Genomic DNA, 15,398 nt, shown 5'->3' on the forward strand with positions numbered 1-15,398 from the left:
ATGAGAGTAACGATGAATAAAAAATCACTATCTCGGTTAACTAAAGTCAGACATAGAAATGATTTGAATTTAACTCTTTCTGCATTGCCAATAGTTGCAAAAAAAGTTTTATTTTTAGCCATGAGTCAAATAAATTCAAAAAACGAATTTGATGATGATCACATATTTTATGTAAGTGCTAGTGATTATGTTCAATGGGCTAATGTTAAAGCAAATGCAGCATACGCAGCTTTAAAAGAGGGGGCTGCTATTTTGGATAGTGTATTATTAAAGCTAAATAATGAGGATATTTTAAATCTTAAAAATGAGTTAAAGCTACCTTTTACAAAAAAAAATATTCCAGATTCAATGAACCTGAGTTTGACAGAGTTTTCTGTTTATTATAACGATGAGGGGCGAATTGGAATTAAATTTACAAATTCAGCAAAAAGATTTTTATGTAATTTGGTAGGTGTGGAAAAAAAATATACTACACAAGTTTTATTGTCTGTTGTAAGTTTATCTAGCGTTAATGCTGCATCTTTATATCAGTTAATTAGAAAACATTATAGTGCTAATTCTAGGTTAGGTTTTTTTGATATTTCAATTGATGAATTAAAAGATGAATTAAATCTTTATTCAATTGATGAAGATGGTAATAAAGAATATAAATACCCTGATTTTCCTATTTTCAAAAGAGATGTTTTAAATAAATCAGTTAAGGAAATAATTAAATTAACAGAAGTTAAAAACTTAAAGTTTGAGGTTTCGGGAAAACTCGGAAGAAAAGTTGACCGTTTGAAATTTAGTTATTCTTTAGATTCAGTTAATTTAACTGATGATGAACGTGAGTTTTTAGATATGTTTGATAAAAACTTTTCATCTTAGATATGAGGTGTAGCTATGGCAAAGATTTATCATTTTCCACAAGGAAAAGAAAAAAATAAAATTAAAAAGCAAATTAAAAAAATTAAAGGTGCTTCTGTTGTAAAGAGGCGAAAAGAAACAGCACTAAGTGCGCTGAAAAAAATTTTTTTCTTTATTCGTGTATTTATTGGTGTGTCTTGTGATGTGATTTTTTCTATGATTGTTGGTTTATGTAGAGGTGTTATTTATCTGACCGTTATTTTGGGGGGATTTTTCCTGATTATCAAATACAACACTAACGGTGGTGTGTGGGACGGGAGTATGTGGTTTGTTATCCTTATGCTCGTATTAGGGTCTTTGGGGGATGTGAGTGAGTGGTGTTTATTCCAGAGATTGATGGGAACATATTCATTTAAAAATAGATAAAACAATTAGATGGTTTTTATATGTGTGTTTTTTATGCTACCTCTTGACTAAGGGGCACATGTGCCCTATTGTGTTTATAGACTACAACTACAAGGGGGTAACATGGAAATCATTAAAGTATTTCAACATGGCGTTGAACTAGGAACTCTTCCATCTGATGATTATCAGAAAATCAGAAATGAAGTTAGTCAGGATAAACGGGCATCATTGATGCAATATGTTGTTTATATAATAGCATTCATCAGATATTTATTTTCAATAGCAAAAACAGCTATTATTTTTACAGCAGGGTTAATATTTTATTTATTTTTATTTGAATATCAAGGTTTAACAAATGATCTTTTAACTCTTGAGTCGTCTAGAATTTCGACATATATTTATAACTTCTTCCTTTTTTTTGTTTTAATTTCTGTAGCTGTTTACTCTTTGCCATTTATTGTTTCTCCCACTAAATTCTTTAAATCATTAGGTTATTACAATGTAAAAGAAGAAAAAATTTCAGAGAGGTTACGGCTATTGTTTGAAAGTCCTGTGGCTGGCTCTGTTTATGTGAAGAAAGTTAATGAACAATAGAGAAATTATGCTCCGTCTCATGCGTGAACATCAAATTACACAAAAAAAAGCAGCAGAATTAATCTGCATACAAACAATGCGTCCCTGTTCTGTCAGGGCGATAAAATCATGGGTTAATGATCCGGATAAACCAAGTTCACGTACTTGCCCTGATTGGGCTGTAAAGGCGTTAACAATGGCGTTAGAAAAAGAGTAGTTTATAACGCAGGTAGTGAAAGCGGACACTTTTACTACCTGCTAATCACAACAACCTGTTAGAGAGGTTATCATGACTGGTCATAATCATATTGATCCGCACTATTTAGATCAAATTTTTCCTGAAAACAATCTCACCACTGCCCAAAAGCATGATGCACTACTTTATGCTATGGGATCTTCTATCGCAGAGCTTGCGAGACTCAACAATCGTCACCCTGATACGGTGAGAAAAAGACTGAATGATACAACTGTTTTAATTTCAGGCTGCTCAGAAATTAAAATTTTGAGGTCGGTCACATTAATAAGAATCTTTAACTTATTACTGAACAAAATTTGAGTTTTTCAGACAATAACACCCGCTTTTAGGGTGTTATTTGCCTTAAATCTCGTTGTAGAATGACTTACATAATTCAATTATGTTTAATTATTTCTTATCAACGGGTGAGTAATTTAATGGCAAAACCTATCGTAGAAAAAAATTATGTCAGTGTCAGGTTGGACTTACCTAGCAACCTAAATGATTGGGTAAATGCTGAAAGCCAAAAAATCAGCCGTTCAAAGCGGAATTTCCTGATGCTACTAATTGAGAGGGAGTATAAGAAATCTCTGTCTGGAAATACGCATAAAGGTGAAGAACAGAAATGATTAAAGAAACGTTACTCTCATTAGCTTTGCAATGTGCCCCGTCAGTGCATACTGATACGGTGATAGATATTGCAAAAACGGAAAGCGGATTCAATCCGTTTGCCATTGCGGAGATCGTAACGAAAGATAAAATCATTAGTCATTTGCCGAAATCAAAAAATGAAGCTCTGGAAATTATCGAAAGGCTGGAAACAAAAAACGGACGATTTTCAGTTGGTCTGATGCAAATCTACTCCGGAAATTTTAAAGGGTATAACGTTACCGCAGAGGAAATGTTGAACCCGTGCAGTAATCTTAAAATAGCAGAAAAAATACTGGTAGATTGCTTTCAACGTGGAGGAAATTTAAAGAACGCATTAAGTTGTTATTACTCCGGTAATTTTGAAACAGGACACAAAAAAGAAACAGCATTTAATAATACCAGTTATATAGAGAGGATAGGAGGGCAGCCTATTGAAAGAACAAAAACAACGGTAGTTGTTCCAAGCACAAAAACAATTAAACAAGCGAATACAACACAGGGAAATGGAAATAAAACAAGTTTAAGGCACACCTCATCAATAATATATCCTGAATATATTATTCGAGGTCAGGTAACAATGCATTTGCAAAAGGTGAATGATGAACAGTAAAAAAATATTTGCACTTTTCATGATGGTTTTTATGGGGCTGTTTATGGTTGAACCCGCTCTTGCCGCAGGGGTTGATACTGCATCAACAGGGATTCTCCAAAAATGGATTGATTGGTTAGTCGGGATTCGGGGAGCCGCTATTACACTGGCAGTAATTGCAGGGGCATTGATTATACTGTTTGCCCGTAAATATATCGGTTTTCTGTGGGGGATTGGTTTTGCTATTTTCCTCTTTGTGATTGCCCCTTACGTGAAAGACTGGCTGTAATTTAAAAATGAGGGCGGATTTATGAGTGTTGTTTTTAAAGGATTAACCCGCCCCGCTTTAATTCGGGGCTTAGGTGTACCGCTGTACCCGTTTTTATTCATGATTATGGTGGTCGTCGTTATCGCAGCAAACACAAGCGATTATATGTATTTTTTAATTCCGGTCGGTTGGTTCTTGATTAAAAAAATGACGGAAATTGATGATCGGGTGTTTGATTTGTTGTATTTGCGTTATCGAGTGAGTGGTCATCCAGTCAGTAATCAGAAATATGATGCTGTACACTATTCAGGAAACACATACGATAAGGTCGATATATCAAAACTGGAAAAAATGATGAAACTAAATCACCAAACCCCGATTGAAGATATGATCCCATTTTCTACACATATAACAGATAAGTTGGTATGCACTCGTAAGCAGGATTTAATTGCTACTTGGGAAATTGACGGGGCTTATTTTGAATGTCAGGCTGAGGATGAGCTAGATCGTTTAACAGATCGTTTGAATACGCTCATTCGTAGTTTTGAGGATAAAGCTGTAACTTTTTATACTCACCGGATAAGAACGAAAAGTAAAATAGAAAAGAACTTCCGTTCTCTTGTCCCTTTTGCTAACAGAGTAATGAATGATTACTATGACTCTTTAAGTCAGGAATGTTTTTATAAAAATCGTCTTTTTATCTCTTTATGTTATAAGCCGTTAACGGCAGATGAGAAGTTAACGTTTCTTTTTTCCAAAAATAAAAAAGAGAAAGAAAAACAAAACAAAAAAATATTAACAGAATCGATAGCTGTCATGAATGATATGACAGGAAGATTAGATAACTATCTTGAGCAGTTTAATGCAACTCGTTTAGGTGTGTATGAAGAAAAAAACAGAGTGTTTTCTTCTCAGCTATCTTTATTCCAGTATCTTTTAACAGGGAAATGGCAAAAAATAGCCATCACTAATAGCCCATTTTATAATTCATTGGGTGGGAAAGATGTTTTCTTCGGTAGTGATTCAGGTCAGTTATCCGCCGGAAGTGATGCGCGTTATTTCCGTATTATTGAGATAAAGGATTATTTTCAACATACCGAATCCGGTATTTTTGATGCGCTGATGTATGTTCCTGTGGAATATATTATGACCAGTAGCTTTACCATTTTAAGGAAAAAAGAATCAACAAAAAGATTAGATGATCAGTTAGATAAATTGGTTATTGCTAATGATGCAGCAGTCACACAACAAAATCAGCTTATTGTGGGAACTGATATGTTAGCCAGTGGATTGATTGCATTTGGTAATGCCAGTTTTTCATTGTTAGTTTATGCGGATTCACCGGAAGAATTAATAAAAAATAGCAATATGGTTGCAAATATCTTACAGGATTTAGGATTGGTTGTGACATATTCAGGTTTATCTTTAGGAGCGGCTTATTTTGCTCAGTTACCTGCTAATTATACACTGCGTCCTCGCCTGTCGATGATAAGTAGCCTGAATTTTGTGGAAATGGAATCATTTCATAATTTCTTTTCAGGAAAAGAAAAAAATAACTCATGGGGCGATGCGTTAATCACTCTTAAAGGATCAGGTAATGATGTGTACCACATGAATTACCACATGACCCGTGAGGGTGTTAATGATTTTGGTAAGAACCCGCCGCTGGCTCATACTGAGATATTAGGCGCATCAGGGGGAGGGAAAACGGTCTTGATGATGGCTCATGCGTTAGCTGCACAACAATATGGAATGGCTGATTCATTTCCTGATAACCGGAAAATAAAAAAACTAACCACTGTTTTTTTTGATAAAGACCGTGCGGGAGAAGTAGCCATAAGAGCTATGGGCGGTGAATATTTTAAAATTAAAAGTGGTGAACCTACAGGCTGGAATCCATTTCAGTTAGCCCCGACAAAACGCAACATTGCCTTTTTAAAAGAACTGGTAAGAATTTTGTGTACTGTAAATGGCGGAGAACTGGACGATCATCAATTACAGTTAATTTCAGATGCTGTAGAACGCTTAATGCAACGGGATAACCGTACATATGGTATCAGTAAACTAATTCCTTTAATTATGGAGGACAGAGACGGAACAACGTTAAAAACGGGATTAAAAGTCCGGCTGAATGCATGGGCGAAAGATGGGGAGTTTGGTTGGGTATTCGATAATGAAAATGAAACTTTTGATATAAATGAGAAATCTGTATTTGGGGTAGACGGCACGGAATTTTTAGACGACAAAGTCACCTCACAGGTGATCCCATTCTACCTTATTTATAAGGTTGCATCATTAGCCGATGGTCGTCGCCTGTTAATATATATGGATGAGTTTCATCAGTGGCTTGTTAATGAAAGTATGCAAAAAAGTATTTATAACATACTGAAAACAGGTAGGAAACTGGATATGGTGCTTGTTTTTGCTACTCAATCACCTGATGAACTTATTAAAACGCCAATAGCTGCCGCTGTCAGGGAACAATGTGCCACACATATTTATTTGTCTAACCCTAAAGCTACCCGTGAGGATTACGTTAACGGCTTACAGGTCAGTGAATTGTATTTTGACATTATTAAAAATATTGACCCGCTTTCCCGTATGCACTTAGTGGTCAAAAACCCACAACGCAAAGGCGATAAAACTGAGTTTGCTGCATTTGCAAAACTCGATTTAGGTCAGGCAGCAAAATATTTACCAATATTAAGTGCATCCAGTGATCAGATGGTGATTTTTGATGAAATTTATCAAGAGGGCATGAAACCGGAAGAATGGATTGATGTGTACTTAAATCAGGTCAATAAAATATCACATTAAGGGGCTGGAAGATGAAAAAAACAGTATTTCCGTTATTTGTTGCTCTGTCATTATTTGGGGTAGCTCATTTAGGGTTCGCAGCGGGGATTCCGGTTGTTGATGCTACAGCAATTGCTGATCGTCTGAAACAGGATGTTAAAACGGCTGCACAATGGACTAAAGAGGCTGCTCAGTGGACTAAAGAGTTAAAAGCCTATCAGGATGAACTGCTATCAAAAACGGGTATCCGTGATGTTCAGGGCTTGATTCAGGATGCAAAGGAGATAGCTGGAGATTTAACTGATATCTACAATGAGGGAACTGCGTTCTACGATAATTATATTGAAAATCCAACAGGGATTCTGTCAGAAAAAGCACAGGCATTACTTGATAAATACAAGGTCGGAGAAATGTGTGTGAAACAAGGGTTTTCCGGCGATCTGATTAAAGGATGTGAGGCGCGGGTTTTATCAGATTTAGCCAGTGTAGCTTATGGCGAAAACTTGCAGGAAAATATAAATAAAGACAATAAGAAAATGAAAGGGCTGATTGATCAGGTGAAATCAGCTACAGATCCAAAATCAACGGCTGATGCAGCTAATGCGATTGCTCTTGAACAACTGAAATTTGAAAAAATGAAATTCCAGTATGAAATGTATCGCGATAAACAGGCTCAACTTTCTAAATATAAAGAGGAAATGGTACAGGCGGAATTTAAACGCCAACAATTACAGGCGACCATTCCTGATTATCGTAAAGCCTATAAATCTATGCAGTTTAACGACTTTAACAATTAATGGGATAATGCCATGAAAAACGCTTTATTTGTTGTTGTGATGGTTATCGGGATGGTTACTTTAGCGGGCTGTAAAGAGGAAACTAAGTCTAAAGAATGGTTCAAAGCACACCCCAAAGAAACTGTTGAGATTTATAACAAGTGTCAACAGTCTGGAGAGGAATCTGATAATTGCAAAAATGCAAAGTGGAGTTATCAGTTAATAGAAGCCAAAAGAATGGCTGGTTTACCTACAGGATTATAAATTAAGGTAGGGGCAAAAATGGCAACCACACAAGATGCAGTAGATTCTTATTGGGGAACCGGACTCAACGGCGGCAGTGCTAATTTTGTTGTGCCAAGTAAACCGCCATTAGAGGGACAGCCAGCCCAATATGACAGTAATTTTTTCCAGACTGCACATGAGATTATTACTGATATATTAAAATCGTCCACGCAGGGCAAAATGGGCGAATTTATTGATATCGCTTATTCTCTCGGTAAGTTTGGAGTTCAGGCGTATATCCTCTGGTATATTTTTACCATCCTTGCGGGAAAACAGCAAAAAACCGTTCCGGTTCAGGATTTTATCTGGAATGTTGTTAGGTTTACTGTGATATTGCTGTTTGTCCGTAACGTGGATGGTTGGCTGGATACGTCTATTTCATCCATTTACGGGCTGAAAAACCTGTTTGCGGGCGGGGATGTTTATCTTTGGCTTGATCAGCTTTGGGTCAAAACTGTGCAAACAGCAAACCTTATTTTCAAATTAGATCCCTCAGATTATGTGCCGGCAGCAGGAGCACTAGGCGCATTATTTACCTATTTAGGCGGGTTAGTTGCCCTGATGTGTGCCGCCCTGACGTTCTTTGCGGCGGAAGTGACCCTGATGTTACTTACTATCACTGCACCCTTGTTTATTATGTGTCTGATGTTCGGTTTTCTACGCCAGATGTTTAACAGTTGGTTGCAGATGATTTTCAGTGCTCTGCTTATTTTTCTGTTCGGTGGTTTGGCTCTACGGGCGGGAACGTGGTATCTGAACACGATACTGACGACCAACATTGCTACGGCGAGTGAACAGAACCTGATTTATATGGGCGCGAGTGCGCTGGCAGGCGGGATTTTTATGGCGTTTGTTATCTGGCAGGCAAAAACCTATGCCTCACAGATTGCCGGAGTCGGGGCTGAGGGCGCATTGCAGGGAGCGGCTGCTATGGGGCTTGCCGCAGGCGGTTTTGGTATGGGACGCATGGCTTTAGGCGGTTTACGAATGGGGAAAAACGCAAGCTCTGGTTTGGGACGGGGACTTGTCGGGCAATCCGGCGGATTTGGTAAATCGGAAGGCTTTTCCGGTAAAGCAGGGAATGTGACCGGACAGGCGACACGCCGGATCGGAAAAGAGGTCGCGGCGATTTATAAAAAACGGTTTGGGGGATGAATCATGAAAAAGTTTCTGTTTCTGATTATTGTCAGTATTGGATTAGTTGGTTGTGCCAGTCAAAAAACAGTTCCCCCCGTGTCGGGGGGATTAGAGCCTGTTAATACTCCGGAAGTAATGAATACCGCAGGGAAATGAAATGAAAAAAATTCAATTTTTTAAAAACAAAGAAACTGCCATAGAAAACGCGGCGTTATTTGAAGATGTGATTTATAAAAAAGAACAACGTCTGAAATGGGTTTACTTAGGAACGGGTATTTTAGGGGCTTTAATTGGTGTGCTGAGTCTGATTGCTCTTATTATTGTTTTACCGCTGAAAGAAACGGAAACATATATTTATTCCGTTGATAATCAGACTGGCAGAGCAGAAGAAATGACAAAAGTCACGAACAGTACATTAAATGAAAATGAAGCGGTAAGTCGTTTCTTTGTTGATACCTATCTCAAAGCTAGAGAGGGATATAATTATTTTCGTTTGCAACAGGATTATGATCTGGTCATGTCATACAGCAGTGACAGTGTGGGAAATGAATACACTGCTATATTTAAATCTCCACAAGCACCGCAGACGATTTACAGGAAAGGTGAACAAACGGTTAAGGTTGACGTTTTATCAAAAATTATTTCGGATTCATCAAAAGCTGACGACCCTGATAAGCTTGCCAGTGTTCGTTACAAACGGACAATTACCGAAGTTTTAACGGGTTCTAAACGTGAAGAATTTTGGGTTGCAAGAATCACATTTCGCTTTATTCCTGAAAACAACCTGACACGGGAAGAAAGAGACAGCAATCCATTGGGGTTTGTTGTTACCAGTTATTTAACAGAAAAGGAAAACAGGGGTTAAAAATGAATAAAAATATAATCGCTTTATTCCTGTCTGTTTTCGTTATCGCCATGAATGCAAATGCAGCCAGTAAACCAACAGGCAGTCGGTTCGACCCCCGTAATCAGATAATTAGCTATAATCCATCTGATACAACCGTAATCAATAGTGCTGCTGGTTATGTTTCTGTCTTGGTTTTCGACGATGACGAAAAAGTGATGGAAACCGATGTTGGATTTGAGCAGGGCTGGAACATCAGGTCATCAGAAAATAAAGTGTACATAAAAGTCACGCCTGTGACACAAACCATTGAAGCGGTAAATGATGATGGTGAAACAGAACAAAAACAAATGGTTTTTGATCCGGAGTCAGATTTAAATCAATTCAAAACAAATTTGTTTATTGTGACAACAAAAAGAAATTACAGTGTTGAATTAAATGCAAAAACATTTAAAGAACCTGAGAAAATTTCGTTTGTTGTAAATTATCGTTATCCGAACGAGGTGAGAAAGGAAAAAGAAAAACTTGAGCAACAACGTATTGCGGAATTAAAAAGAAAGCAGGAAATAAATGAAATAAATAAATCATTTGAAAATGCCAAAGTTCCGCGAAACTGGAAATATTATCAGCGCGTGGCTAACAACAGCGAATACATTAAACCGGATTATGCTTATGATGATGGGCGATTTACTTATTTTGGTTTTAACCCGTCCAAAAAAATCCCAAGCGTCTTTGTTCAGTATGGTGAGCAGGAAACAATAACTAATCCGACTGTTGAAAAGAAAGGTGATTATACCGTTGTGATTATACATCAGACAAATGATCGTTGGGTTTTACGTTCAGGTGATCAGGTTGTTGGTGTGGAGAATAAAGGGTATGGACTTGTCCGGTTAGCTGATTCTGATACGGTTTCCCCTGATGTGAAAAAGGAAATAAAAAATGACTGATGAACAAAAACCAAAAACCGCTGCTGAGTTAGAAAATGAAATGCTTGCGGTAAGAGAAAACGTCAGCACGAATAATCATATAGAAGATGAAGATACTGCGGAAACGCCGAAACCTCGTTTAGGTATTCACTCACTTAAGAAAACGTTTAAAGGTAAATTACTTTTAGGCGGGATTTTTGTAATCCTACTGGCGGGTGCGGCTGTTTACAATTTTCCTGATATTCTTCGGGGGATGTTTTCATCAGAAAAAACAACACAGGACGACACCATTAATACGACGAAAAGCAACCGTCTGACAGATTTGAATAAAGATACGGCGTTTGATCCGGCAGAAGCATCTGTTTCATCGGAAGTGAAAAACAATAAGACTGAGTCGGCTTCTGCCAGTACGTCAGACGGAGGTGCAAAGGTTGTTAATGTTCCGTCTGCTCCGGCAACATTCAGCCGTTCACTGGCTGTCAGAATTGGTTCAGGGGGAACAGGAAGCCAAAATAATCAAAATACTAATGGAGAAGATACTGCGGCAGTCAGTACCGTTCCGACCACGACAGAGACAGAAAAACGTTCACTGAGCGCGATTAAAGTGTTGCCGTATGACCCTAATCTGTTTATTCCTGAAAATACTTCAATTCCCTGCTCGTTGGACAGGCGTTTTGTGTCTGATTTAAGTGGTTCGCTGACCTGCACAGTGATTGAGGATATTTACAGCGCAAACGGCAATGTTCGGCTGATAGATAAAGGTACTCGGGCGAGTCTGATTTATAAAGCGGGTACGCTGAAACACGGACAGGGGCGCGTTTTCATTATGGCGACAAAACTCAGAACCCGCCAACAGCCTTTTATTGATATTCCGTTGATAGATACGGCAGCAGCGGGGGCATTAGGTGAAATGGGGGCGGATGGCTGGATTGATACCCATTTTTGGGACAGATTCAGCGGAGCAATGATGCTTGGAATGATCCCCGATCTTACTCAGGGAGTCAGTGGAGCAATTAAAAACAATAAAGACAATCAGACGGACTATACCGCTAACAGCCGTCAGGCATTTGCGGATATTGCCAAAGAAGCGTTTGCTAACAGTGTCGGTATTCCGCCTACGCTATACAAAAATCAGGGGGAGATTATTACGTTGATTACAGGGGAAGATCTCGATTTTTCGACTATTTACCAGTTAAAAATGAGTAAAGGCAAATGAGTAACAATAACCACATTGTTAATGAAATAGCGGCACAGTTCTTTGGTGAGGCTCTGACTCAGACTGACGGTTTAACTGAGATTGCAGTTAACCGCCCTAATCAAATGTACCTGAAAGTAAAGGGTAAATGGATAAAAAAAGATACATTAATCAGCTATGATGATTGTAAATCATTTGCCTCAGCACTGGCTGATTTTTGCAGTGATTCAGTCAGTGAAACAAAACCCATTCTCTCCGCAACATTACCGACAGGAGAGCGGGTTCAGGTTGTTCTTCCTCCGGCAACGGAACAAGATACTATTTCTATCACTATCCGTAAGCCGTCCGATATTTTTATCAGCCATGAAATGTTTGTTGAGCAGGGGTTTTATTCAAAATTAGACACGCAAGCAGGAAACATCATCAGTCCTGCCACGAAGAAGTTAACTGATTTATACAATTCCGGTGATATTGAAACCTTTATTCCTGAATGCCTGAAACAGGGAAAAACCATTGCATTTTGCGGAGGAACCGGCAGCGGGAAAACTACTTTTGGAAACTCCTTGCTGGAATATATCCCGAATCATCTGCGAGTCATTTCTATTGAAGATACTCCGGAGGTAAAGCTGCGGTTTCATGACAATCATGTCAGGCTGTTTTACCCGTCTGAGGGCGGAAAAAACAGCATCATAACGCCAGCTATGCTGTTACGTGCCTGTTATCGCATGAATCCAGACCGTATTTTAATGACCGAAGTCAGGGGGGCGGAAGCTTGGGATTTTTTAAAAGGGAACAGTTCGGGGCATGCAGGAGGGATTACTACATTGCATGAAGATACACCGATGTATGCTGTTTCCGGAATGATAGAACGTTGTCAGCAAAATCCGGAGTGCCACAATTTACCGTATAACGTCCTGCTCCGAAAGGTGCTAAATAATATTGATGTAATACTGAGCATTAAATATTTGGACGAATTTGATAAAAGGTATGCGACAGGAATTTACTTTAAAGATATTCATAAAGAGCAGTATTTTAACGAATTAAGGGACTGATAATGAAACTGACCTTACCGGATAAAAAACAATGGCTATTTATCGTCGGACTGATGGGGTTAATCTCTTATTATGCGGGGAGTGTTGCGGTCTATTTTTTAAATGGATATAACATTAAATTCCTTTTTAATAAGTATGACTCAGGTGTATTAGGGACTATTTTAACACAAAGTGAGTTCACATCTAAATTATGGTTATCCGGCGTGACAGCGTTAGGGGTTGGGTTTGCTGTCAGTTTAATTGCACCTGTATTGATTATTGTCCTGATGAATAAAAACGAAAATTCCTCGCTGTATGGGGATGCGAAATTTGCCAGTGATGATGATTTGAAAAAATCAAAATTATTGAAATGGGAAAAGGAAAACGAAAAAGGAATTTTAGTCGGAAAATATAAAGGAAAATACCTCTGGTATACCGCCCCTGATTTTGTTTCACTTGGGGCAGGAACAAGAGCGGGGAAAGGGGCTGCTATTGGTATTCCAAATCTGCTTGTATGGTTGCATTCTTTGATTATTTTAGACCCTAAACAGGAATGTTGGAAAATTACCAGTAAAGTGAGAGAAATATTACTAGGACATAGTGTCTATTTAATTGATCCATTCAACAGTAAAACGCACGGCATTAACTTTTTTGACTACATTGAATTAGCCAAAGAAAGCGGTGCAAAAGATTTACTGAAACTGGTTGAGATTTTATTTCCGTCCTATGGTTCAACGGGGGCAGAGGCGCATTTCAATAATCTGGCAGGTCAATATTTTACTGGTTTGACAAAATTATTGTATGTTTTTATTTATCTGGATAAAAAATATCCCGAAAAAAATTATTTAAATCAGTTTAAGGTTAAAAGTCCTGTTTTTTCTATCGGCTCGGTTGTAGATCTGTATGGCAGTATTGATAGACAATTTGTAATTGATGAAAGCGAAGAATTATTGAGTTTACCATTAGATAGCCTGATGCTTTACCATTTAAAGGATGGGTTAACTAAATTAAAAGAGTATCATTTAACGGAGGATGAACAACGTTCGAGTATCGATGGTTCATTCCGTAAAAAAATGAGCCTGTTTTATCTGCCTACTGTTCGAGCCTGTACTGACCGCAGCGACTTTGATTTACGGCAATTACGCCGTGAAAAAATAACCATTTATGTCGGTATTAATGCAGAAGATCTAGGGATAGCTTATGATTTTCTGAATTTATTTTTTAATTTCGTCGTTGAGGTGACGTTACGGGAAAATCCCGATTTTGATCCGACACTAAAACATCCTTGTTTATTGATGTTAGACGAATTTCCGTCTATCGGATATATGCCTATTATCAAAAAAGGTTCGGGTTATATCGCAGGATTTAACCTTAAATTATTAACTATCTATCAAAACATAAGCCAGTTAAACGAAATTTACGGCATCGAGGGGGCGAAAACATTGTTAAGTGCTCATCCTTGCAGAGTTATTTATGCTGTCAGTGAACAGGATGATGCTAATCAGATATCGGATAAATTAGGTTATATAACAACAAAATCTAAAAGCGAAAGTCAAAGTAAAGGACGCAGAGATTCAAAGAGCGAATCTCATAGTGAAACAAAAAGGGCGTTGGTGTTACCACAGGAATTAAGCACTCTTGATTTCAAGGAGGAATTCATCATTCTGAAAGGGGAAAATCCGGTTAAGGCAGAAAAAGCGCTTTATTTTTCTGATAATTATTTTATGGACAGATTGTTAAAGGTCAGTCCGAAACTTGAAGATGAAGTAAAAAAAATTAATAAAAAATCAACGGTTATTGGGGTGAAAGGATTACGTTATCCCGATAAAGAAAAAATGCTGTCATTAGGTGAATTAGAATCTGAGGTGTTTTTATGAAAAAAGGATTATGGCTTAGTGTTGTTTTATTAACGGCATGTTCATCTCCGCCAGAAGCCCCGAAAGTGGATTGGGGAAAAAAAGAGGTTGCGGTAAATGCTAAAATAATGACATGGACACCAATTCATACCGTGGTGAGTAGTGACGTCGTTAATGATGAATGGCAAAAACGAATTAATAATTTTATTCCTGAAAATCGTCTTTATGATGATGCGGTTTATTTTGCCATTGCACATTCGAATAAAATTATTGTTGAAGCAAATAATGGCACTGAATTTTTGAAAACAAAAGAATGGTTACAGGCTCACGGTGCAAATGGGGTAATACAATATCAAAAAAAATCAAACTGGTTAAATAATCCAATAACAGTTTATCTTATTAAGGAAAATCAAAATGAAAAGTAAAATCGTTGCGATAAGTTTATTTTTCTTACCCGTATTATCACAAGCAGATGTCCCCGTATTCACAGGGGATGTCAAGTTAGCTTGTGAAGCGGTCTTGTGTCTTTCATCAGGTACGCGCCCAAGTGAGTGCGCTCCTGCATTATCACGTTACTTTGGTATTAATAAAAAGTTTTGGTCTGATACTGTTAATGCAAGAAAAAATTTCTTACAGCTTTGCCCTGCATCAAGTGATGCAGGAATGCCTGAGTTAGTTAATGCCATTGCTAATGGCGCAGGGCGTTGTGATGCTACTTATCTTAATAAATTTCTGTATGAAGAAAAGAGAGAGCAAAAGTGCCGCAGTCGGGGAAAGGAAGAAGATTGTTGGTATGAAACGTACTATCGCATAAAAAATGAACTTCCTAACTATTGCCGTGCTTACGTTAATCATGAATGGACTGATTTAGATAGTAGCCTGCATTATCAGGGAAAAATGGAATGGGTTAAGAAAGAATCTGTGGCAGGTTGGAATAATTCAGGTGGTCGATGGGTTGATTAGCCTATATAGGGGTATTGGCATA

Annotated in this window: 20 protein-coding genes; all 20 read left to right on the forward strand. The window is 37.9% G+C overall.

Annotated elements, in window-relative coordinates:
- Nucleotides 1-12 precede the first annotated feature (12 nt).
- The 20 genes from PMI_RS18515 to PMI_RS18605 all read left to right on the forward strand — a co-directional run bounded on the left by PMI_RS18515 (nucleotide 13) and on the right by PMI_RS18605 (nucleotide 15,376).
- Nucleotides 13-867 (forward strand): replication initiation protein, encoded by an 855-nt coding sequence (locus PMI_RS18515; RefSeq protein WP_020803325.1) that lies wholly within the window; start codon nucleotides 13-15, stop codon nucleotides 865-867.
- 15 nt (nucleotides 868-882) lie between these two features.
- Nucleotides 883-1,272: a hypothetical protein gene (locus PMI_RS19355; protein WP_012368861.1), complete on the forward strand. Its 390-nt coding sequence runs from the start codon at nucleotides 883-885 to the stop codon at nucleotides 1,270-1,272.
- Nucleotides 1,273-1,374: 102 nt separating this feature from the next.
- Nucleotides 1,375-1,845 carry a hypothetical protein gene (locus PMI_RS18525; RefSeq protein WP_050955858.1) on the forward strand — a complete coding sequence of 157 codons (471 nt, stop codon included), beginning with the start codon at nucleotides 1,375-1,377 and terminating at the stop codon, nucleotides 1,843-1,845.
- A gap of 7 nt (nucleotides 1,846-1,852) precedes the next feature.
- Entirely contained in the window at nucleotides 1,853-2,041 is a 189-nt protein-coding gene (locus PMI_RS18530) for a hypothetical protein (protein ID WP_012368863.1), read from the forward strand.
- Between the two features lie 72 nt (nucleotides 2,042-2,113).
- Entirely contained in the window at nucleotides 2,114-2,380 is a 267-nt protein-coding gene (locus PMI_RS18535) for a DNA-binding protein (RefSeq protein WP_012368864.1), read from the forward strand.
- Between the two features lie 116 nt (nucleotides 2,381-2,496).
- The gene (locus PMI_RS18540) at nucleotides 2,497-2,688 is read left to right on the forward strand and encodes a hypothetical protein (protein WP_041707208.1); all 192 of its coding nucleotides are present in this window, start codon (nucleotides 2,497-2,499) and stop codon (nucleotides 2,686-2,688) included.
- Nucleotides 2,685-3,320, forward strand: coding sequence for a lytic transglycosylase domain-containing protein (locus PMI_RS18545; protein WP_012368866.1), 636 nt, complete (start codon nucleotides 2,685-2,687; stop codon nucleotides 3,318-3,320). The genes PMI_RS18540 and PMI_RS18545 overlap by 4 nt, the downstream gene beginning before the upstream one ends.
- Nucleotides 3,321-3,363: 43 nt before the next feature.
- Nucleotides 3,364-3,588, forward strand: coding sequence for a TrbC/VirB2 family protein (locus tag PMI_RS18550; protein ID WP_232504920.1), 225 nt, complete (start codon nucleotides 3,364-3,366; stop codon nucleotides 3,586-3,588).
- Nucleotides 3,589-3,609: 21 nt separating this feature from the next.
- Nucleotides 3,610-6,384, forward strand: a complete 2,775-nt coding sequence (locus tag PMI_RS18555) for a VirB4 family type IV secretion/conjugal transfer ATPase (protein ID WP_012368868.1) — start codon at nucleotides 3,610-3,612, stop codon at nucleotides 6,382-6,384.
- 11 nt (nucleotides 6,385-6,395) lie between these two features.
- Nucleotides 6,396-7,160 carry a type IV secretion system protein gene (locus tag PMI_RS18560; RefSeq protein WP_012368869.1) on the forward strand — a complete coding sequence of 255 codons (765 nt, stop codon included), beginning with the start codon at nucleotides 6,396-6,398 and terminating at the stop codon, nucleotides 7,158-7,160.
- 12 nt (nucleotides 7,161-7,172) lie between these two features.
- Entirely contained in the window at nucleotides 7,173-7,403 is a 231-nt protein-coding gene (locus tag PMI_RS18565) for an EexN family lipoprotein (protein ID WP_012368870.1), read from the forward strand.
- 18 nt (nucleotides 7,404-7,421) lie between these two features.
- Entirely contained in the window at nucleotides 7,422-8,579 is a 1,158-nt protein-coding gene (locus tag PMI_RS18570; RefSeq protein ID WP_012368871.1) for a TrbL/VirB6 family protein, read from the forward strand.
- Nucleotides 8,580-8,582: 3 nt separating this feature from the next.
- Nucleotides 8,583-8,717, forward strand: a complete 135-nt coding sequence (locus PMI_RS19180; protein ID WP_012368872.1) for a conjugal transfer protein — start codon at nucleotides 8,583-8,585, stop codon at nucleotides 8,715-8,717.
- A 1-nt stretch (nucleotide 8,718) separates the two neighbouring features.
- The gene (locus tag PMI_RS18575; RefSeq protein ID WP_012368873.1) at nucleotides 8,719-9,426 is read left to right on the forward strand and encodes a VirB8 family type IV secretion system protein; all 708 of its coding nucleotides are present in this window, start codon (nucleotides 8,719-8,721) and stop codon (nucleotides 9,424-9,426) included.
- A gap of 2 nt (nucleotides 9,427-9,428) precedes the next feature.
- Nucleotides 9,429-10,352, forward strand: coding sequence for a TrbG/VirB9 family P-type conjugative transfer protein (locus PMI_RS18580; protein WP_012368874.1), 924 nt, complete (start codon nucleotides 9,429-9,431; stop codon nucleotides 10,350-10,352).
- Entirely contained in the window at nucleotides 10,345-11,547 is a 1,203-nt protein-coding gene (gene virB10, locus PMI_RS18585; RefSeq protein WP_012368875.1) for a VirB10/TraB/TrbI family type IV secretion system protein, read from the forward strand. The genes PMI_RS18580 and virB10 overlap by 8 nt, the downstream gene beginning before the upstream one ends.
- On the forward strand, nucleotides 11,544-12,578 hold the full coding sequence (gene virB11 / locus PMI_RS18590; protein ID WP_012368876.1) for a P-type DNA transfer ATPase VirB11: 1,035 nt from the start codon (nucleotides 11,544-11,546) through the stop codon (nucleotides 12,576-12,578). Before virB10 ends, virB11 begins: the two co-directional genes overlap by 4 nt.
- Before the next feature lie 2 nt (nucleotides 12,579-12,580).
- Nucleotides 12,581-14,434 (forward strand): type IV secretory system conjugative DNA transfer family protein, encoded by a 1,854-nt coding sequence (locus PMI_RS18595; RefSeq protein ID WP_012368877.1) that lies wholly within the window; start codon nucleotides 12,581-12,583, stop codon nucleotides 14,432-14,434.
- Nucleotides 14,431-14,838, forward strand: coding sequence for a cag pathogenicity island Cag12 family protein (locus tag PMI_RS18600; RefSeq protein ID WP_012368878.1), 408 nt, complete (start codon nucleotides 14,431-14,433; stop codon nucleotides 14,836-14,838). The genes PMI_RS18595 and PMI_RS18600 overlap by 4 nt, the downstream gene beginning before the upstream one ends.
- The gene (locus PMI_RS18605; protein WP_012368879.1) at nucleotides 14,828-15,376 is read left to right on the forward strand and encodes a TrbM/KikA/MpfK family conjugal transfer protein; all 549 of its coding nucleotides are present in this window, start codon (nucleotides 14,828-14,830) and stop codon (nucleotides 15,374-15,376) included. The genes PMI_RS18600 and PMI_RS18605 overlap by 11 nt, the downstream gene beginning before the upstream one ends.
- Nucleotides 15,377-15,398 lie beyond the last annotated feature (22 nt).

The sequence above is a fragment of the Proteus mirabilis HI4320 genome, assembly GCF_000069965.1.
Lineage (GTDB): Bacteria > Pseudomonadota > Gammaproteobacteria > Enterobacterales > Enterobacteriaceae > Proteus > Proteus mirabilis.

Bases quoted from the DNA above. Each gene is read 5' to 3' on its own strand.
- PMI_RS18515 (WP_020803325.1), top strand. From the start codon at position 13: ATGAATAAAAAATCACTATCTCGGTTAACTAAAGTCAGACATAGAAAT.
- PMI_RS19355 (WP_012368861.1), top strand. From the start codon at position 883: ATGGCAAAGATTTATCATTTTCCACAAGGAAAAGAAAAAAATAAAATT.
- PMI_RS18525 (WP_050955858.1), top strand. From the start codon at position 1,375: ATGGAAATCATTAAAGTATTTCAACATGGCGTTGAACTAGGAACTCTT.
- PMI_RS18530 (WP_012368863.1), top strand. From the start codon at position 1,853: ATGCTCCGTCTCATGCGTGAACATCAAATTACACAAAAAAAAGCAGCA.
- PMI_RS18535 (WP_012368864.1), top strand. From the start codon at position 2,114: ATGACTGGTCATAATCATATTGATCCGCACTATTTAGATCAAATTTTT.
- PMI_RS18540 (WP_041707208.1), top strand. From the start codon at position 2,497: ATGGCAAAACCTATCGTAGAAAAAAATTATGTCAGTGTCAGGTTGGAC.
- PMI_RS18545 (WP_012368866.1), top strand. From the start codon at position 2,685: ATGATTAAAGAAACGTTACTCTCATTAGCTTTGCAATGTGCCCCGTCA.
- PMI_RS18550 (WP_232504920.1), top strand. From the start codon at position 3,364: ATGGTTGAACCCGCTCTTGCCGCAGGGGTTGATACTGCATCAACAGGG.
- PMI_RS18555 (WP_012368868.1), top strand. From the start codon at position 3,610: ATGAGTGTTGTTTTTAAAGGATTAACCCGCCCCGCTTTAATTCGGGGC.
- PMI_RS18560 (WP_012368869.1), top strand. From the start codon at position 6,396: ATGAAAAAAACAGTATTTCCGTTATTTGTTGCTCTGTCATTATTTGGG.
- PMI_RS18565 (WP_012368870.1), top strand. From the start codon at position 7,173: ATGAAAAACGCTTTATTTGTTGTTGTGATGGTTATCGGGATGGTTACT.
- PMI_RS18570 (WP_012368871.1), top strand. From the start codon at position 7,422: ATGGCAACCACACAAGATGCAGTAGATTCTTATTGGGGAACCGGACTC.
- PMI_RS19180 (WP_012368872.1), top strand. From the start codon at position 8,583: ATGAAAAAGTTTCTGTTTCTGATTATTGTCAGTATTGGATTAGTTGGT.
- PMI_RS18575 (WP_012368873.1), top strand. From the start codon at position 8,719: ATGAAAAAAATTCAATTTTTTAAAAACAAAGAAACTGCCATAGAAAAC.
- PMI_RS18580 (WP_012368874.1), top strand. From the start codon at position 9,429: ATGAATAAAAATATAATCGCTTTATTCCTGTCTGTTTTCGTTATCGCC.
- virB10 (WP_012368875.1), top strand. From the start codon at position 10,345: ATGACTGATGAACAAAAACCAAAAACCGCTGCTGAGTTAGAAAATGAA.
- virB11 (WP_012368876.1), top strand. From the start codon at position 11,544: ATGAGTAACAATAACCACATTGTTAATGAAATAGCGGCACAGTTCTTT.
- PMI_RS18595 (WP_012368877.1), top strand. From the start codon at position 12,581: ATGAAACTGACCTTACCGGATAAAAAACAATGGCTATTTATCGTCGGA.
- PMI_RS18600 (WP_012368878.1), top strand. From the start codon at position 14,431: ATGAAAAAAGGATTATGGCTTAGTGTTGTTTTATTAACGGCATGTTCA.
- PMI_RS18605 (WP_012368879.1), top strand. From the start codon at position 14,828: ATGAAAAGTAAAATCGTTGCGATAAGTTTATTTTTCTTACCCGTATTA.